Here is an 18091-nt window from a genome sequence, read left to right as displayed (position 1 = left end):
TCCGTCAAATGTTCGGATTAAATGAGATATTTCGTTGATTTATCGGCTTGCTCTGCTGGTTCACCGCGGGCTTTTCAAACCCGGCGCGGGCTGGTAAAACGGTCTCTTTCCATAATTAAAAGAGATGAGAGGGTGGAGATGGACAATCCGATCCGTGTGGCCGTGATGGGCTGTAATGGTCGTATGGGCAAGGTGCTGCTGGAGGCCATCACCAATACCGATGGCGTGGAGGTTGGTGCTGCGCTGGAGCGGCCGGGTTCGGCGGTGATCGGTCTCGATGCCGGTGAGCTCAATGGTCTGGGCACGCTGGGGGTGGTGATCAGCGACAGTCTGGACAAGGTGCGGGATGAGTTTGATCTTATCATCGACTTCACCCGTCCCGAGGTGACCCTGGCCAACCTGGCGTTTGCACTGGCTCATCAGAAGCAGATGGTGATCGGCACCACCGGCTTTGACGATGCGGGCAAGGCGGCCCTGCAAGAGGCGGGCAAGCAGATCGGCATCGTCTTCGCCTCCAACTACTCGGTCGGCGTCAACCTGGTGTTCAAGCTGCTGGAGCAGGCGGCCAAGGTGATGGGGGATTACACCGACATCGAGATCATCGAAGGTCACCACAGGCACAAGGTGGATGCACCGTCCGGCACTGCGCTCTCCATGGGGGAAGTGGTGGCCAAGACCCTCGGACGTGACTTGAAAGAGTGCGCCGTCTATGGCCGCGAGGGGATCACCGGCGAGCGGGATCGCAACACCATCGGCTTTGCCACCATTCGCGCCGGCGATCTGGTGGGTGAGCATACCGTCATGTTTGCCGATATCGGCGAGCGGGTGGAGATCAGCCATAAGGCTTCCAGCCGTCTCACCTTCGCCAACGGTGCCGTGCGGGCGGGCAAGTGGCTTGGTCAGCAGGGTGCCGGTCTTTATGACATGCAGGATGTGCTCAATCTCAAGTGATGTCTCTGTGCGGCACTTTCGTATTACTGCTATCCAGTGAAAAACCCCGGCTTGCCGGGGTTTTTGCTGTCAGTCAGCCAGAGTTTGTGTAAAAAGACGTACTTTCTGCAATTTTTATCTGAATGCCTTATAAATCACACTATTTCGTTATCCATCAGATTTCCCCTTCCTGAATGTCATCACCAGGTAACAGATTTGAGCATCTTTATGGCGGATGAAGTCATTTTTTTACACTGGCTGGAAAAGACTAAAAATTCAAACGCGGAAAAACGTTTTACATTCCTCGCGTTCACTCTTGTCATCGTAAAAGCGTTAAATTTGTCATTAATGCTTTCTGTGTAAAAATAAATGCCATTGTTTTAATTGGTCTTTTTGTTTGTTTTTGTCGTTATTGCTGGCTTGGTGGCATCTTTTGGTGGTGGTTTTTCCTTTTCTTTCGCGGGAGGGGGTTGCAAAGGTATTGAGTGCATAGATAATGGGTAATGTTGCTTTTTTATTGAATTTAGATGCATTTCACCTGAGAAAAGACGTTGAAATGCCACTTTTTTTAAGTAGAATGCGCCCAATTTGCCAGAAATCTGCCGGGTTCGAGTCCTGTTCAAGACCGGAATCGAGCCCGCAACACCCAGGTAAATTGCTGAATTTAAAGCTAAATAACTGGAGGTTGTCTTGAATCACACTGCATTGCTAGTGCTGGAAGATGGAACTGTGTTCAAAGGCGTGTCGATAGGCGCCGAGGGATGTTCCGTTGGTGAAGTGGTTTTCAATACGTCGATGACGGGCTATCAGGAAATCCTCACCGATCCCTCTTATTCCCGTCAGATAGTCACCCTCACTTACCCCCATATCGGCAATACCGGCACCAACAGCGAAGATGAAGAGTCCAGTCAAATCCATGCGCAAGGATTGATCATCCGGGACCTTCCGATACTTGCCTCCAATTTCCGCAATCAGCAATCCCTCTCCGAATACCTCAAGTCTCACAATATCGTTGGCATCGCCGACATCGACACCCGCAAACTGACCCGCATCCTGCGCGAGAAAGGCGCTCAGGCTGGCTGCATTCTGGCCGGCAAGCAGGTCGATGAAGCCTATGCCCTCGAACAGGCTCGCGCCTTCCCCGGTTTGAAGGGGATGGATCTGGCCAAGGAAGTGACCGTGAGCGAATCCTACAGCTGGACCGAAGGCAGCTGGCAGCTCGGCAAGGGGCACGTGACCCCGGCTGCCGACCAGCTGAAATACCACGTGGTAGCCTATGACTTTGGCGTCAAGCGCAACATCCTGCGGATGCTGGTTGACCGTGGCTGCCGCCTGACAGTTGTACCGGCCAAGACCCCGGCCGCCGAGGTACTGGCGCTGAACCCGGATGGCATCTTCCTCTCCAACGGCCCCGGCGACCCCGAGCCGTGCGACTACGCCATCGAGGCCATCAAGGCTTTCCTTAATACCAACACCCCGGTGTTCGGCATCTGTCTGGGTCACCAGCTGCTGGGTCTGGCCTCCGGTGCCAAGACCGTCAAGATGAAGTTTGGCCACCACGGTGCCAACCATCCGGTGAAGAGCCTCGATGACAACACAGTGATGATCACCGCCCAGAACCACGGTTTTGCGGTAGACGAGAACAGCCTGCCGGATTGCCTGCGCGCCACCCACGTCTCCCTGTTCGACGGGTCGCTGCAGGGCATCCATCGCACCGACCGTCCGGCCTTCAGCTTCCAGGGGCACCCCGAAGCGAGCCCGGGCCCGCACGACTGTGCCGGTCTCTTTGACCACTTTATTGAATTGATCAAGCAGTATCGCGCCTAAGGAAAAGAGGAAAGAGTTTCATGCCAAAACGTAACGACCTTCAGAGCATCCTGATCCTCGGCGCCGGCCCCATTGTTATCGGCCAGGCCTGCGAATTTGACTACTCCGGCGCCCAGGCCTGCAAAGCCCTGCGCGAGGAGGGCTACCGCGTCATTCTGGTCAACTCCAACCCGGCCACCATCATGACCGACCCGGAGATGGCAGACGCCACCTACATCGAGCCCATCACCTGGGAAGTAGTGCGCGAAATCATCAAGAAAGAGCGCCCGGACGCCATCCTGCCCACCATGGGCGGCCAGACTGCGCTCAACTGCGCACTGGCGTTGGAGAAGCATGGCGTGCTGGCCGAGTTCGGTGTCGAGATGATCGGTGCCACCGCCGACGCCATCGACAAGGCCGAAGACCGCTCCCGCTTTGACAAGGCGATGCGCAGCATTGGCCTGGAGTGCCCCCGTGCCGGCATCGCCCACAACATGGAAGAGGCGTGGGGCGTGCAGCAGATGGTCGGCTTCCCCTGCATCATCCGTCCCTCCTTTACCATGGGCGGCTCCGGTGGCGGCATCGCCTACAACACCGAAGAGTTCGTCGAGATCTGCGAACGTGGTCTGGACTTGTCGCCGACCAAAGAGCTGCTCATCGACGAGTCGCTGATCGGCTGGAAAGAGTACGAGATGGAAGTGGTGCGGGATCGCAACGACAACTGCATCATCGTCTGCGCCATCGAAAACTTCGACCCCATGGGTATCCACACCGGTGACTCCATCACGGTCGCGCCAGCCCAGACGCTGACCGACAAGGAGTACCAGCTGATGCGCAACGCCTCCATGGCGGTGCTGCGCGAGATCGGCGTCGAGACCGGCGGCTCCAACGTCCAGTTCGGTATCAACCCGAAAGATGGCCGCATGGTCATCATCGAGATGAACCCGCGGGTGTCGCGCTCCTCCGCGCTGGCCTCCAAGGCGACCGGCTTCCCCATCGCCAAGATCGCCGCCAAGCTCGCCATCGGTTACACCCTCGACGAGCTGATGAACGACATCACCGGCGGCCGTACTCCAGCCTCCTTCGAGCCGGCCATCGACTACGTGGTCACCAAGGTGCCGCGCTTCAACTTCGAAAAATTCGCCGGTGCCAACGACCGTCTGACCACCCAGATGAAGTCGGTCGGCGAAGTGATGGCCATCGGCCGCAACTTCCAGGAGTCCCTGCACAAGGCGCTGCGCAGCCTCGAGACCGGCAAAACCGGCTTCGATCCCATGGTTGACCTCAATGCGCCGGACTCCCTGACCCGCATCCGTCATGAGCTGCAGGACGCCGGTAGCGACCGTATCTTCTATATCGCCGATGCGTTCCGCGCCGGTCTCTCCATGGATGGCATCTTCAAGCTGACCAAGATTGACCCCTGGTTCCTGGTGCAGATTGAGGATCTGGTGAAACTGGAAGAAGAGGTGAAAGAGCGCGGCATGGCGGGTCTGGATGCCGACTTCCTGCGCGCCCTCAAGCGTAAGGGCTTTGCCGATGCCCGTCTGGCCAAGATCCTCGGTGTGGCCGAAGGGGAAGTGCGCAAACTGCGTGCCCGCCACAACATCTTCCCGATCTACAAGCGGGTAGATACCTGCGCCGCCGAGTTCGCTACCAACACCGCCTACATGTACTCCAGCTATGACGAGGAGTGCGAGGCGGCCCCGAGCAACCGCGACAAGATCATGATCATCGGCGGCGGCCCGAACCGTATCGGTCAGGGTATCGAGTTCGACTACTGCTGCGTGCACGCGGCGCTGGCCCTGCGCGAAGATGGTTACGAGACCATCATGGTCAACTGCAACCCGGAGACCGTCTCCACCGATTACGACACCTCGGATCGTCTCTACTTCGAGCCGGTGACCCTGGAAGATGTGCTGGAAATCGTGCGCATCGAAAAACCCAAGGGCGTGATTGTCCAGTACGGTGGCCAGACCCCGCTGAAACTGGCCCGTGCACTGGAAGCCAACGGCGTGCCGATCATCGGTACCAGCCCGGATGCCATCGACCGCGCCGAAGACCGCGAGCGCTTCCAGTCTGCGGTCGAGCGTCTTGGCCTCAAGCAGCCGGAAAACGGCACCGTCACCGCGCTGGAGCAGGCGGTGTTGCTGGCCGAGCGCATTACCTACCCGCTGGTGGTTCGCCCCTCCTACGTGCTGGGTGGCCGCGCCATGGAAATCGTCTATGACGAGCAGGATCTGCGTCGCTACTTCGCCGAGGCGGTGAGCGTCTCCAACGAATCGCCGGTACTGCTGGACCGCTTCCTGGACGATGCCACCGAGCTGGACGTGGATGCCATCTGCGACGGCACCGATGTAGTCATCGGCGGCATCATGGAGCACATCGAGCAGGCCGGTATCCACTCCGGTGACTCCGGCTGCTCCCTGCCTCCCTATACCTTGTCCAAGAAAATTCAGGACGAGATCCGCGAACAGGTGCGCAAGCTGGCGCTGGAGCTCGGCGTTATCGGCCTGATGAACGTGCAGTTCGCGGTCAAGGGCGATGACATCTACCTCATCGAGGTGAACCCGCGTGCTGCCCGTACCGTACCGTTTGTCTCCAAGGCGACCGGTGCCCCGCTGGCCAAGATTGCCGCCCGCGTGATGGCCGGTCAGTCGCTGCAAGAACAGGGCTTCACCAAAGAGATCATCCCGCCCTACTACTCGGTGAAAGAGGTGGTACTGCCGTTCGCCAAGTTCCCGGGGGTTGACCCGCTGCTGGGGCCGGAGATGCGCTCTACCGGTGAGGTAATGGGGGTGGGCAGCAGCTTTGCCGAGGCCTATGCCAAGGCGCAGCTGGGCGCCAGCAACGCGGTACCGAAAGAGGGTCGTGCCCTCTTGTCAGTGCGTCACAGCGACAAGGCGCAGGTGGTCGACTTGGCTGCCAAGCTGCTGGAGCTGGGCTACGAGCTGGATGCCACTCACGGCACCGCGGTCGCACTGGGTGAAGCGAGCATCAACCCGCGTCTGGTCAACAAGGTGCATGAAGGTCGCCCGCACATTCTCGACCGCATCAAGAATGGCGAGTACACCTATATCGTCAACACCGCCGAAGGGCGGGTGGCGATCCAGGACTCCAAGCAGCTGCGTCGCGCCGCCTTGCAGAACAAGGTGGCGTATACCACCACCATGAATGAGGCGTTCGCCACCTGCATGGCCATCAGCGTGGATGCCACCGCCAACGTCAACTCGGTGCAGGAGCTGCACCAGAAGGTGAAGAACCGCTAAGGTTTTGAGCCTGACTTGCCAGACGACCAACCCCCGCCAGCGATGGCGGGGGTTTCTTTTTATCTGGCGTTCACTGTTCGGCTCGGGCCGGGTGAGCCATTGAGGAAGGTCATGTCTTCCCCATCGCAGACAACGGATGGCGCGTGGGGTGGCTACAGCAGGCAAGGGGAGGGGATGCTGAGAGCGCGGGTTTCAACTGCAGCAGGCAATCCTCTACAATGACCCCACTTTGCTTGTCAGTACAGTGCCAGCGGCGCAGCCTGTCGGGCCTACAAAAATGGATATGCATATGACCGCGTTGCCTTTCTGTCGTCTTATTGCCTTCTGCTCTGCCCTGCTGCTGGCCGGTTGTGCCAGTGATCCCGCCTCGGCGCCTGCCAAAGAGGCGAGCGTGAGCCCCCCCAAAACGCCGCCTGCCATGCAGCCGCGCAAACCGGCGGATATGAAAAGTCGCATCGTGCGCTTCTTGCCCCGTCAGGTGCCTGACAAACAGGGCTGGGCCAACGACGTGGTGACGGCGCTCACCACCCAGGGGGTGATGGTTAATGATCACAACGTCTGTAGCGTGCTGGCGGTGGCGGAGCAGGAGGCGACCTATCAGGCCGACCCTGTGGTGCCCAATCTCAACAAGATCGCCTGGAAAGAGATCAACGCCCGCGCCAGCAAGCTGCTGATCCCCGAGTTTATGGTACGGGCCGCGCTCTCCATCAACTCGCCCACCGGCAAGAGTTACGCCGAGCGGATCGACAAGTTGCGTACCGAGCGGGAGATGAGCGAAATTTTCGAAGACATGATCGGCATGTTACCGATGGGCAAGACGCTGTTTGGCAACCTCAACCCGGTGCGTACCGGCGGCCCGATGCAGGTGAGCGTGGCCTTTGCCGAGGCCAATGCCCGTGGCTACCCCTATCCTGTCAAGGAGTCCATTCGCCACGAAGTCTTTACCCGTCGCGGCGGCATCTGGTTTGGCACCAAACATATCTTCGGTTATCCCGCTGACTACCCGGATACCCTCTACCGCTTTGCCGACTTCAACGCCGGCTGGTATGCCAGCCGCAATGCCGCTTTTCAGGCCGCCGTCAGCCGCTTGAGTGGCAAGCCACTGGCGCTGGACGGGGATCTGATCCGCTATGACTCGGATCTGCCGGGCAACACCGAACTGGCCGTCTACAGCCTCGCCAGCCGGGTCAATATGAGCAAACAGGCGATTCGCCAGAGCCTGCGCAAAGGGGATAGCGCCGAATTCGCCAAGACCGATCTCTACCATCGCATCTTTACCCTGGCCGACAAGCAAGCGGGCAAGCGACAGCCCCGCGCCATCCTGCCCGGTATTCAGCTAAAGAGTCCGAAAATCACCCGCAATCTCACCACAGCCTGGTTTGCCAAGCGGGTGGATGAAAGGGAGCAGGCGTGTGTCAGAAAGATGGCCACAATCAGGTAGTGCAGTTTACAGATAGCCAATCAAGCGGGTTGCCTCAGAGAATGGCAACCCGCTGGCAGGTTTGACGTGCTATTGATGAGGGATTGCTCTTGTTGGCAGAGTCAGCCGTGTTGGCGGCGATCGTTGGCCTGGGCCAGCAGCATACGGCTTTCCCGCAGGAACTGGTCGGCGTGTTCGCCGAAGAAACCGGAGACCTGTGAGAAGGCTGCGATGAAGCCATCCCTGTCCCCCCGCTCCAGCAGCCCCAGCGCTTCGCCAAAGTTTTGGTAGTAGCGGCGGATCATCGCCAGATTCTGCGGTGATGACAAAATGATATCGGCATAGAGGTGGGGATCTTGGGCAAACAGCCGCCCCACCATAGCGAGCTCCAGCCGGTAGATGGGGGAGCTCAACGCCAGCAGGCGGTCGATGTTGGCCTGCTCCCGGGAGAGGTGCCAGCCATAGGCAAAAGTAGCGAAGTGGCGCAGCGCCTGGATGAGGGTCATCGCCTCATCGTGGGCCCTGGCTTCTACCTGTTGCAAACGCGCCCCCCAGATAGTCATCTGATCCAGCAACCACTGGCTGGCGGCGGGCTCGCGCCCTTGACAGCAGACAATCACCTGCTTGGCGAGGCTCGCCACATCCGGCCCGAACATGGGGTGCAGTCCCAATACCGGCCCCTGATGTACCGCCAGCATATGTTCAAGCGGCGCCGCCTTCACGCTGGTGACATCCACCAGCAGGCAGTGGGGGGGCAGGTTGCCGAGCCGATCGATCACCTGGCAGGTGATATCGATGGGCACCGCCACCATCACCAGACCGGCACCTGCGAGGAGCTCGTCAGCACGGGGCCAGTCGGCTTGCTCCAGGGTCTCGACCCGGTAGCCAGAGAGGCTGAACAGGTTGCCAAACAGGCGGCCCAGCTGGCCCTGACCGCCGATGATGACCACCTTGCCAAGATCCGGCTTCATGCACTTGAAGTGGTTATCTTTTTCACTGGCGGACTCGAGAATGTAGGATTCGCGCATCACCCGGCGCAGCACATCCTCGATGAGATCCCCGGGTACTCCCAGCTGTTCGGCCTCGGCGCGGCGGCGGGCCAGCATGCTCGCCTCCCGATCCGGTGCATAGATGGGCAGGCCGTGCCGACTCTTCACTTCCCCCACTTCCCCCACCAGCGCCAGACGGGCAGCCAGCAGATCAATCAGCTGCTGGTCCACCACATCTATCTTGTCCCTGAGGGCATTCAACTCTTCAGCCATGTCCGGTCCCTACCGGCGCCGCCCGCAGCGACGCCCTGAAATTCAAGAGGCAACAAGGTATCACCGCGTGAACAGTGATACCTCTATGGTTCAATCAGTTACAACAAGATACCACGGCTTATGCTCTGGTTCTGGCCAAAAGTGGTGCTTGCAACTGGCTGTGGCAGCGGGCCAGCAGCGCATCCGTGGTCTCCCAGTCTATACAGGCATCGGTGATGGAGACGCCGTAGCGCATCTCGCACTTGGGCTGCTCGCTGGACTGGTTACCTTCGAACAGGTTGGATTCGAGCATCACTCCGATGATTGAACGGTTGCCCTCCTGGATCTGGTGGATCACGTTGTCCGCCACCTTGGGCTGCAGGCGGTGATCCTTGCTGGAGTTGCCATGGCTGCAATCCACCACCAGGCTGGGCAGCAGGCCCGCTTGCTCCAGCGCCTCTTCCGCCAGCGACACATTGACCGAGTCATAGTTGGGATGTTTGCCGCCGCGCAGGATCACGTGGCCATCCGGGTTGCCCTGGGTCTGCAGCAGCGCAACCTGGCCCTGCTGGTTGATCCCCATAAAGGCGTGAGGGGAGGAGGCCGCCTGCAGCGCATTGATGGCGGTGCCGAGATTACCATCGGTGCCGTTCTTGAAGCCCACCGGCATGGAGAGGCCGGACGCCATCTCTCTGTGGGTCTGGGATTCGGTGGTGCGGGCCCCAATGGCTGACCAGGAGAAGAGCTCAGCCAGGTATTGCGGGCTGATGGGATCGAGCGCTTCGGTGGCCAGCGGCAACTCCAGCTCCGCCAGCCAGCAGAGCAACTCGCGGGCCCGGTGTAGCCCTAACTCCACATTGAAGGTGCCATCCAGATTGGGGTCGTTGATAAACCCTTTCCAGCCGACCGTGGTGCGTGGCTTCTCAAAGTAGACCCGCATGACGATGTAGAGCGAGTCTTGGTAGGCATCATGCAATGCTTTGAGCCGGGTTGCGTATGCTTTGGCGGCGTCCATGTCGTGGATGGAGCAGGGACCACAGATCACCAGCAGGCGGTGATCGCGACGATGAATGATGTTGGCGATGGTAGTGCGGGCCCCTTGCACGAATGCCAGAGCCTTATCGGAGATGGGTAACTTCTCCTTGAGCTGGGCAGGGGTGATCATCACTTGTTCGGACTGGATATGGATATTGTTCAGGGGATCTCGTTGCATAGCCTCTTTGCCTCGCCACAGTCAGCACGCTGGTTTTAATACCACTAGCTGTAATTTTTTATTTACGAAAGTTCTTTTTTCGTTACGGGTGGCCACCACAATACCAATGAAACGCCAATATTCAAGTGTGAATAAGGAATTAAGTAGCCTTATGGCAATATAAACGTGCTGCTCATCACCAGAAATTTGGATGAATTACCATTTTTGGTTCATGGGAAGGTTTTTTTTGTAATCTTATGTTTACGGTTGGCTGCCGCATGGCCGGTCTCGTGACAGTAAAAAAATGGGAGCCTGCAAGGGCTCCCGTTTTCGGCTGCGATAACCGTGCTAAATGGCGCGTTATGCCGGCACGGTTTGTTCTACCGCACGTTTGTGTTGCGTCTTTGCCAGGGCATCAAGCATGGGTTTGGTGACCAGAACGATCCCCTGTTCGGAGCGATGGAAGCGGCGGGCATCTTCATCGGCATTTTCACCGATCACCATCCCTTCCGGCAGCTTGCATCCCTTGTCGATCACCACCCGGCGCAGTCGGCAACCGGCACCGATCTCCACACCCGGGAAGATCACCGCCTGATCCAGGGTGCAGAAAGAGTGAACCCGCACATTGGTAAAGAGCACCGAACTCAGGATAAAGGAGCCGCTGACGATGGTGCCGCCGGAGAACATCGAGTTGATGGTCATGCCGTGCTGGCCGTTTCTGTCCTGCACAAACTTGGCGGGCGGAGTCATGTTCTGACTGGTCCAGATGGGCCAATCCTGATCGTAGATGTCGAGCTCCGGAGTCACAGAGGCGAGATCCATATTGGCCTCCCAGAAGGAGTCCACCGTGCCCACATCGCGCCAGTAGGGGCGGCGGTCTGTCGAGCAGCCGACGCAGGACATGCCAAACGGGTGGGCAAATGCTGTGCCCTCATTGACCACGCGGGGGATCACATCCATCCCGAAATCGTGGTGAGACTGCTCGTTGGCAATGTCCTCTTCCAGCAGCTGATAGAGATACTCGGCATCGAAGATATAGACCCCCATGGAGGCCAGTGCGGTATCTTCCTTGCCCGGCATGGCGGGCGGGTTGGCAGGCTTCTCGACAAAGGCGTTGATCTTGCGATCATCATCTACCGCCATCACTCCGAAGGCACTCGCTTCACTGCGTGGCACCTCGATACAGGCGACCGTCACCTTGGCCCCCATATTGACATGGTCGAGCAGCATGGCGGCGTAATCCATCTTGTAGATGTGATCCCCTGCCAGCACCACGACATATTTGGGGGCGTGATCACGAATGATATCCAGATTCTGGTAGACCGCATCGGCGGTCCCCCGATACCAGTTCACCTCATCCACCCGCTGCTGGGCAGGGAGCAGATCGATAAACTCGTTCATCTGGTAACGCAGGAAAGACCAGCCCGATTGGAGATGGCGCAACAGGCTGTGGGATTTGTACTGGGTCACGACACCGACCCGACGGATACCGGAGTTGATGCAGTTGGAGAGTACGAAATCGATGATGCGGAACTTGCCGCCGAAATGAACAGCAGGCTTGGCACGGTTGTCGGTTAACTGTTTGAGGCGACTCCCCCGCCCTCCTGCGAGCACCAAAGCCATGGTCTCGTTCAGCAACTGTCTGGATTTTGCTGTATTGGCAGGTTGTAACAACATCTCATATCCCTTTGTAGATAAATCACCACAATGTTGCCGCTTTTGAGCCCTAAAGAAAGTGCTTTCAGTCACACTTTAAAGTTTTAAACGTAATAAAATGACCTATTTGTTATTAGTCGCAAACCCTGACATTCCCCTTGTTGACAAGTTGCCTGCGCCTTCTTGTGGATCTAACCGATGGATGTCGCAGTAAGCCCCTGCCATTGGCAGGGGCGCAATAAGCAACCACCCGGAGTCATGCTGCGTTGGCCAGCGACTCATCATTTTTTTTCTGATAGGCCTGCGGGGTGAGGCCCAGCAGCTCCTGCACGGTCGAGGCGACGGTGATGGAAGAGACGGTGCCCACCAGGATCCCGGCAAACAGGGTGAAGGAGAAGCCGTAGAGGGCATCACCACCAAACAGCAGCAGGGCGCCCACGGTAAACAGGGTGGTACCCGAGGTGATCATGGTGCGGCTGAAGGTCGCCTTGATCGCCACATCGGAGCACTCATGGATCCCCATCTGGGTGCGCGAACTCAACAGGTCACGCAGCCTGTCCGAGATGACGATGCTGTCGTTGAGGGAGTAGCCGATCACCGCCATCAGCCCGGCGATAATGTTCAGATCGAATTCGATCTGAAAGAGTGACAGCACTCCCAGTGCGACGATGGCGTCATGGACCACCGAGAGCAGGATGCCGATGGCCTGACGCCACTCGAAGCGAAACGCCAGATAGGCCGACATCGCCAGCGACGCCACCAGCACCGCCAGCATCCCCTGCTGGAACAGCTCGGCACCCACCTGAGGGCCAACGATAGTGGTGCGCAACAGCTCGACCGGCATCCCCAGCTGCTGGGTCAGCATGGTGGCGAGATCCGCCGCGGGCCAGGGCAGTTCGTGGGGGGGCAACTTGATCAACCACTCGCCGGGAATACCGGCGGAGCTCAGCTCAACGGCGCCCGCCAGCGGTGAGACCAGCATGGCATTGAGCTCATGGGCCTCTTTCAGGGTCTGGATATGAAACTCCAGCAGCACCCCGCCGGTAAAATCGAGCCCCAGGGTCAGGCCGTTCACCAGCAAGATGGCGACGCTGGCCACGGTCAGCATGATGGAAGCCCACAGGCCGATATAGCGCCAACGGGTCAGCCCCATGGCAACGATCATTCTCAACATAATTCTCTCCTTGGCCAGCCAGCATCAGGCTGTTGGCCCATCACGACGTGTCGCAACACGCCGGGGAAAAGGTTCTGCTTTGGCATGCCCCGGCCATATCCATGGCCGATACCGCCGCCAAAGCTGCTCATCAGAGGGACAGCTGTCCCGTTACACCTTCAGCGCGCGCTCGCTGCTGCGTCCCCACAGGGGGTTGATGATGGCGCGGGTGCCCCAGATCCCGGTGATCATGCTGGAGAGCAGACCCAGAATAAGGGTGACGGAGAAGCCCTGCAGCGGCCCGGAGCCGATGGAGTAGAGCACCACGGCACAGATGAGGGTGGTGATGTTGGCATCGAAAATGGTGTGGAAGGCTGAGCGGTAGCCAAAATCGATGGCGTTGGCCAGCGATCCCCCTTCTCGCAGCCGGTCCTTGATCCGCTCGAAGATCAGCACATGGGTATCCACCGCCATGCCCACCGTCAGCACCAGACCGGCGATCCCCGGCAGGGTCAGCACGGCGCCCGGCAGCACCGCCAGCATCCCCACCTGCATCAACAGGTTGGCGACCAGCGCCGTGATGGCAACCCAGCCGAACTTGCGATACCAGGCCATCATGAACAGCATCATGCCTGCCATGCCGAAGGCCAGCGCGGTGAAGCCTGCCTCGATATTCTGCATCCCCAGCGTCGGACCGATAGACCGCTCTTCGAGGATCTTGAGCGGGGCGGTGAGGGCACCGGCACGCAGCAGCATGGCCAGCTCTTGCGCCTCCGGCAGACTGCCAATGCCGGTGATGCGGAACTGATTGCCAAGGGCGGTCTGGATGGTGGCGACGTTGATCACCTCGCTCTGGGCGCGCAGTTTGCCCTGGGCGTTGGTTTTGTACTCGGTGAAAACGGTCGCCATCGGCTTGCCCACGTGCTGGCGACTGAACTGGTTCATCTTGCTGCCACCCAGGGTGTCGAGCACGATATTGACCTGGGGCTGGCCCATTTCGCCCATGTTGGCGCGGGCATCGACGATGTGCTCGCCGGTCAGTACCGGCTTGCGTGCCATGCCGACGGCCTGGCCGTTGCGATCGGCGATATAGAAGTGGCTGTCGGCTTTGGCTTCGTAGAAGGCCAGGGAGGCGGTGGCCCCGATCACCTCTTTTGCCTGCTTGGGGTTGTGTACCCCGGGCAGTTCGATACGAATGCCATCTTGCCCTTGACGCACCACCGAGGCTTCGACGATGCCGAGTTCGTTGATCCGCTTTTTCAGGATCGACAGGTTCTGGGTCACAGCATTGTTGGCCAGCAGGGTGCGCTCCGCCTCGCTCAGCACCAGTTTCAGATCATTGCCGGAGCGGGTCAGCTTCCACTGATCCTGACGGGTACCGGCACTCTCCTTGATGATGGCGAGCCAGCTCTCCTGTTCGGCGACCTCCGGCAGGGTGACGGCTACCGCGCCTTGTGTCGTGCGCGTGACGCTGGCGCCGCGCAGGTTGGCTTCACGGAAGCGGGTACGCAGGGTATCCACCAGATTTTTGGTCTGGGTGTCGATAACAAAATCCACGTCCACCCCGATCAGCAGCTGGGAGCCGCCTCGCAGATCGAGCCCCAGCTTGATGGGATCGGCGCCCAGACGCGTGATCCAGGCCGGCGCATTGGAGTGAAACTCCAGGGTCAGCGCGGCACTGTCGACCCCTTGTTGTTCCAGCAACTGCTTGGCGCGCTGCTGCTCGCCCTGGCTGGCAAACACCAGCTCAACCCGCTCAGGTTGCTCGATCACCTTGACCGGTGTCAGGTGGGTGTCGCTCAGCAACATCTGCTGCTGGTTGGTCAGGCGCTGCTGTCCGTGCAGGCCGAGGGAGGGTTGCTCACCAAAAAAGGTGGGCAGGGAGTAAAAGGTAAAGGTCAACAGCATCAACAGCAGCAGTGCATACTGCCACTTGCTCATGCGGTTAAGAATGGTGCGATTGCTCTTTCTCATGGCAAATAAGCCTCTGTCAGGAGAATGGTGCGCTGGCCATAGCAGCAAGGCTCGGCAAGGCGCAAAAAATGGGATGCATCAGATGCGGATCAGGCAGCAGCCGGATCCGTCAGGAAGAGGAGAGGTACAAACAGTCGATGCGCCAACCCCTCGGGTCAGGCGATCAGATAACTCTGGGTAAAGCGGTACTGGAGATGTTGGCGCTGTAGATGGTGCCGATGGATCGCACCGAAGCGATCGCGAAAACTCTGTCTGTGATAGAGCTCGGGCGTAAGTAACAGCCAACCGAGCAGCAACAGCAGGATGGCCTGGGCAGACCAGCTCATGATCAGTTCATAGACCACACTTTTGGGTTGATGGTCATCACGCAGGGACTGTTCTAGGCGAAGCAGATGATTTTGATGGCTGCCAACAAACTTGATGAGGCCATCATCACTGTCGCTAAGCTGATTGAACACCTGAGTCTGCTGCTGTTCACTGTGGGGAGATACGGGTAGCAGCGTGCCTTCCATTCGTGCGATGGAACAAAGCAGGGTGAGGGCGATAACCAGGGTTACCAGCACCAGTTTGACTTTGTCGATAAGGCGCAAAGAGTCAGTTCCAGAAAAATAGAGTGTGCAAGCTACCACAAGCCCTTATCTGTAACAAGGTCATAGCGAGTTGTTGATGCCTGTCCGGTCATCGTATCAACGGCCACCCATCTTGTTGAAGTCACGGGCATAACCCTTGAGCAGGGAGTAGAGATGGGCACGCTGGGAGATATCCAGCGACTGACTGAGGTCACTCAGCCAGTTGACGGTACGCTGGCGAGACTGCTCGGTATAGCCGGTAAAGCGGCCATCCATCAGGCCATCCCCTTCGGCCAGCAGGGCGCTCAACGCCTGACTAAAGTCCGGGTTTTGCCGCTGCTTCATTAGCCGGTCCAGCTCCAGGGTCCAGGACTCCTGAAATTCCAGCCAGGGGGGCATCAGCTCGTACTGCCACTCGGCCCACTGGGCCACCAGCGGTTCCTGAGCAGGCTTTACTTTGCCAATCCAGAATGTGAGTCGTTTGTTCATCTTGTCGCGAAACTCCGCCAGCATCTGTTCGCGGGATTCGGTGGCAAAATCGCGCTGGCGATCCTGTTGCCGCTTAACCCTGTCGGTCATAAAGCGGGCCACCTGCTCGTCGGTGAGGGTGCGTGCCAGCTTGACGGTCCGGGGAATGGTATTTTCCAGTGTGCGCGTGAGGCTGTGCTGAGCCGTATCGAGATGAGTGGCAATTTGGGCCGGCGTCATGGGGCTGGCGACCGCCTTGGCCAGCGCGTCGAGATCCTTGGCGTAGCGAGGCAGCTCATGCTGTCGGTGCCAGGCCATCAACCCCTTCACTTCACGACTGAGCAGTTTCTTTTGAGAGGAGGAGAGGGCGAAATAGTCATCCAGCTGCCAGATGATGGCGGTATCGAGCCAGTAGTAGATCACCCGGGTAGAGCAGCCGGTCAGCAGCAGGGCGATCAGCAGCAGACCCCAGGTTTTCGGCTTGTGCCAGCGCACCTTGTTTATCATCTGTTACTCCAGTCGTTGCCGGTTGATGGCGATCAGGGTGTCATAGTCGAGTGAGGGCTGTCGCTCTGCCATCAGCAGGGCCCAGAGCAGGCCGATATAGTCGACCCAGGGTAAAAACGCCTCGCTCTGAAAATCGGGCCACTGGTGGCGCGGCAGGGCCAGCAGATAGTGCGCTTCCAGCTCGTCACGCCGCTCGGCGGGCCACTCATGGGTTCGCTGGATACTGGCGAGTTCAAAGCCGGGGTGCCCGGTCGCGCCGTATTCCCAATCGATGACCCAGGGTTTGCTTCCCAACAAGTTAGCCGGATTGAGATCATGGTGGCAAGGGCGCCAGCAATCATTTGGCTCACTGCAGGCGAGCAAGCCCCGCTCCAGCGCGGGCAGCCAGGAGGGAGTGTGGGCCAGGCGGGCGCGATAGCCCGCAGCGTGAGCTCGCACCGCCATCACCACCGCAGGTAGCGGCAAGCAATGGAGCTTGCGCAGCACCTCTGCCAGCAGCAGGGGCTGATCGGCGGCCGGTGGCGCCGCGACCGTCCAGTTTGGCTCATCGCACCATTCGAGTAGCATCAGGCCGCTGGCGGGATCGCCATAGTGGCAAGGCAGCGCCAGCCCTTCGGTCATCGCCCCCTGATAAAGCTGCCACTCGGTAGCTCGGTCGATGCCAAGACGAAGCGGATCGGGGTGGCCTTGACGCAAAAAGTAACTGCGCCCGGAGGGGAGGTGCAGTCGATAGTTGCAGTTGGTCAGCCCCACCCCGAGTGGTATCAATGTGCCCTCTCGCCAGGGGGCGGGCAGGCTGGCCAGCAACGGATCACAGTTGCCCGTCAGCGGGAGCCTGTTACCAGCCAAAGGTGGATTTCTTCGCCTGTTTGCGGATCTCTTTCTGATCGGCCCACAGCAGCTCGCCGCTTTGCAGATCCATCAGGTTCATGGTCATCTGGTAGTAGACATCCTTCACCTTGCCGTTGTCCTTGACGATGCTGGCGAGGTTGCCATAGACCATGTAGCGGGCACCGGTCTGCTTGCCCAGTCGTACCATGGAGGCCGGGTCAACCATGCCGCTGCTCTGCTGGTATTCGAGCTGCTGCTTGACGGCGGCCACCTTGCTCATGTCGACGAAGCGGAACTTACCGGCCCGCAGCAACTTGGTGCGGATGGTATCGGTGATGGCTTCGGTATCGATGTGCTCGGAGGTCTTGTTGCGGATAGAGTCCATAAACATCACCGGACGCCCGCCAGCGGTGATCTCGCTGGTAGCGGGGGAGGCCAGCATGGAGTCCGCCATCTTGTCGGCGATAGCCTGCAGGTCGGTCGAGCCATAATCGACGGTGACGGTTTCGGTTTCAGTGGGATCGCCATAGCTGACGGTGGTGCTGGAGCAGCCGCCCAAGAGCAATGCAGAGGTCAATATCAGCAGGGCATGATTCATTTTCATCAGTTGGATTCCTCAATCACTTCGCGTACGTAAATCCGGTAACCCTGCGCCGCCGGGCTGGGGGCCAGGGCGGAGAGGGTGCGGGTCTGATAGCCATGCAGCTTGATGGGGGTCCAGCCGCGGCCATCGCTGGCGACCTCCTGACCGGCGTCATCATACCAATAGAAGATATATTGCAGCTTGTTATCGCCGCGCTGGGTGCTGGCGGCGGCCACATTGACCTGCAGCAGGCCGTTCTGTTCACGGCGGCTCAGCTCGGTCAGGGTGACGTTGACGTTTTGATGCGGCTCCTGCGTGGCTGCACCGCCCGCCGGGCCATAGAGCGCCACGCCTGAGGTGTTGGTGGCGCAGCCGGTCAGCAGCAGCGCGATCCCGAGGGCCAACCCGTATGCTTTCATCTTGCTCTCCTTAATCGGGGTGAGTGGGGCCGCGTGTGAGCCTGCCCGGTTAATTGTCTTGCTCATCTCTCTTTGC

The 18091-nt window shown here is 59.1% G+C and carries 14 protein-coding genes; 4 read left to right on the top strand and 10 right to left on the bottom strand.

Going from position 1 to position 18091, the window contains the following annotated elements; genetic code table 11:
- Positions 1-138: 138 nt before the first annotated feature.
- From dapB to BN1117_RS02165, 4 genes are all read left to right on the top strand, one after another.
- The gene (gene dapB, locus BN1117_RS02180; RefSeq protein WP_040094640.1) at positions 139-951 is read left to right on the top strand and encodes a 4-hydroxy-tetrahydrodipicolinate reductase; all 813 of its coding nucleotides are present in this window, start codon (positions 139-141) and stop codon (positions 949-951) included.
- Between the two features lie 669 nt (positions 952-1620).
- On the top strand, positions 1621-2757 hold the full coding sequence (carA, locus tag BN1117_RS02175; RefSeq protein WP_040094578.1) for a glutamine-hydrolyzing carbamoyl-phosphate synthase small subunit: 1137 nt from the start codon (positions 1621-1623) through the stop codon (positions 2755-2757).
- 20 nt (positions 2758-2777) lie between these two features.
- Positions 2778-6002 (top strand): carbamoyl-phosphate synthase large subunit, encoded by a 3225-nt coding sequence (carB, locus tag BN1117_RS02170; protein WP_040094576.1) that lies wholly within the window; start codon positions 2778-2780, stop codon positions 6000-6002.
- A gap of 289 nt (positions 6003-6291) precedes the next feature.
- Entirely contained in the window at positions 6292-7443 is a 1152-nt protein-coding gene (locus BN1117_RS02165; RefSeq protein WP_040094574.1) for a DUF1615 family protein, read from the top strand.
- A gap of 101 nt (positions 7444-7544) precedes the next feature.
- Here the strand turns inward: BN1117_RS02165 and tyrA are convergent, their stop codons facing one another.
- The 10 genes from tyrA to BN1117_RS02115 all read right to left on the bottom strand — a co-directional run bounded on the left by tyrA (position 7545) and on the right by BN1117_RS02115 (position 18015).
- Positions 7545-8684 carry a bifunctional chorismate mutase/prephenate dehydrogenase gene (gene tyrA / locus BN1117_RS02160; RefSeq protein WP_040094572.1) on the bottom strand — a complete coding sequence of 380 codons (1140 nt, stop codon included), beginning with the start codon at positions 8682-8684 and terminating at the stop codon, positions 7545-7547.
- Between the two features lie 118 nt (positions 8685-8802).
- Positions 8803-9876, bottom strand: a complete 1074-nt coding sequence (locus BN1117_RS02155) for a 3-deoxy-7-phosphoheptulonate synthase (RefSeq protein ID WP_040094570.1) — start codon at positions 9874-9876, stop codon at positions 8803-8805.
- A gap of 339 nt (positions 9877-10215) precedes the next feature.
- Positions 10216-11532, bottom strand: coding sequence for a glucose-1-phosphate adenylyltransferase (glgC, locus tag BN1117_RS02150; protein ID WP_040094568.1), 1317 nt, complete (start codon positions 11530-11532; stop codon positions 10216-10218).
- A 235-nt stretch (positions 11533-11767) separates the two neighbouring features.
- Positions 11768-12685, bottom strand: a complete 918-nt coding sequence (gene secF, locus BN1117_RS02145; protein ID WP_082032539.1) for a protein translocase subunit SecF — start codon at positions 12683-12685, stop codon at positions 11768-11770.
- Between the two features lie 150 nt (positions 12686-12835).
- On the bottom strand, positions 12836-14638 hold the full coding sequence (gene secD / locus BN1117_RS02140; protein WP_040094564.1) for a protein translocase subunit SecD: 1803 nt from the start codon (positions 14636-14638) through the stop codon (positions 12836-12838).
- Between the two features lie 155 nt (positions 14639-14793).
- A complete protein-coding gene (locus BN1117_RS02135) occupies positions 14794-15228 on the bottom strand; it encodes a hypothetical protein (protein WP_040094562.1) in 435 nt (144 codons plus the stop codon).
- 96 nt (positions 15229-15324) lie between these two features.
- Positions 15325-16182, bottom strand: a complete 858-nt coding sequence (locus BN1117_RS02130; RefSeq protein ID WP_040094560.1) for a DUF6279 family lipoprotein — start codon at positions 16180-16182, stop codon at positions 15325-15327.
- Between the two features lie 3 nt (positions 16183-16185).
- Positions 16186-17031, bottom strand: a complete 846-nt coding sequence (locus BN1117_RS02125) for a choline kinase family protein (RefSeq protein WP_052441391.1) — start codon at positions 17029-17031, stop codon at positions 16186-16188.
- Positions 17021-17617, bottom strand: a complete 597-nt coding sequence (lpoB, locus tag BN1117_RS02120) for a penicillin-binding protein activator LpoB (protein WP_040094558.1) — start codon at positions 17615-17617, stop codon at positions 17021-17023. The genes BN1117_RS02125 and lpoB overlap by 11 nt, the downstream gene beginning before the upstream one ends.
- Positions 17617-18015: a YcfL family putative periplasmic lipoprotein gene (locus BN1117_RS02115; RefSeq protein WP_040094556.1), complete on the bottom strand. Its 399-nt coding sequence runs from the start codon at positions 18013-18015 to the stop codon at positions 17617-17619. Before BN1117_RS02115 ends, lpoB begins: the two co-directional genes overlap by 1 nt.
- Between the last annotated feature and the right edge of the window lie 76 nt (positions 18016-18091).

The sequence above is a fragment of the Aeromonas australiensis genome, assembly GCF_000819725.1.
Lineage (GTDB): Bacteria > Pseudomonadota > Gammaproteobacteria > Enterobacterales > Aeromonadaceae > Aeromonas > Aeromonas australiensis.
The sequence above is the reverse complement of the archived record's forward strand: the minus strand, read 5'-3'. Positions and strand labels throughout refer to the sequence as shown.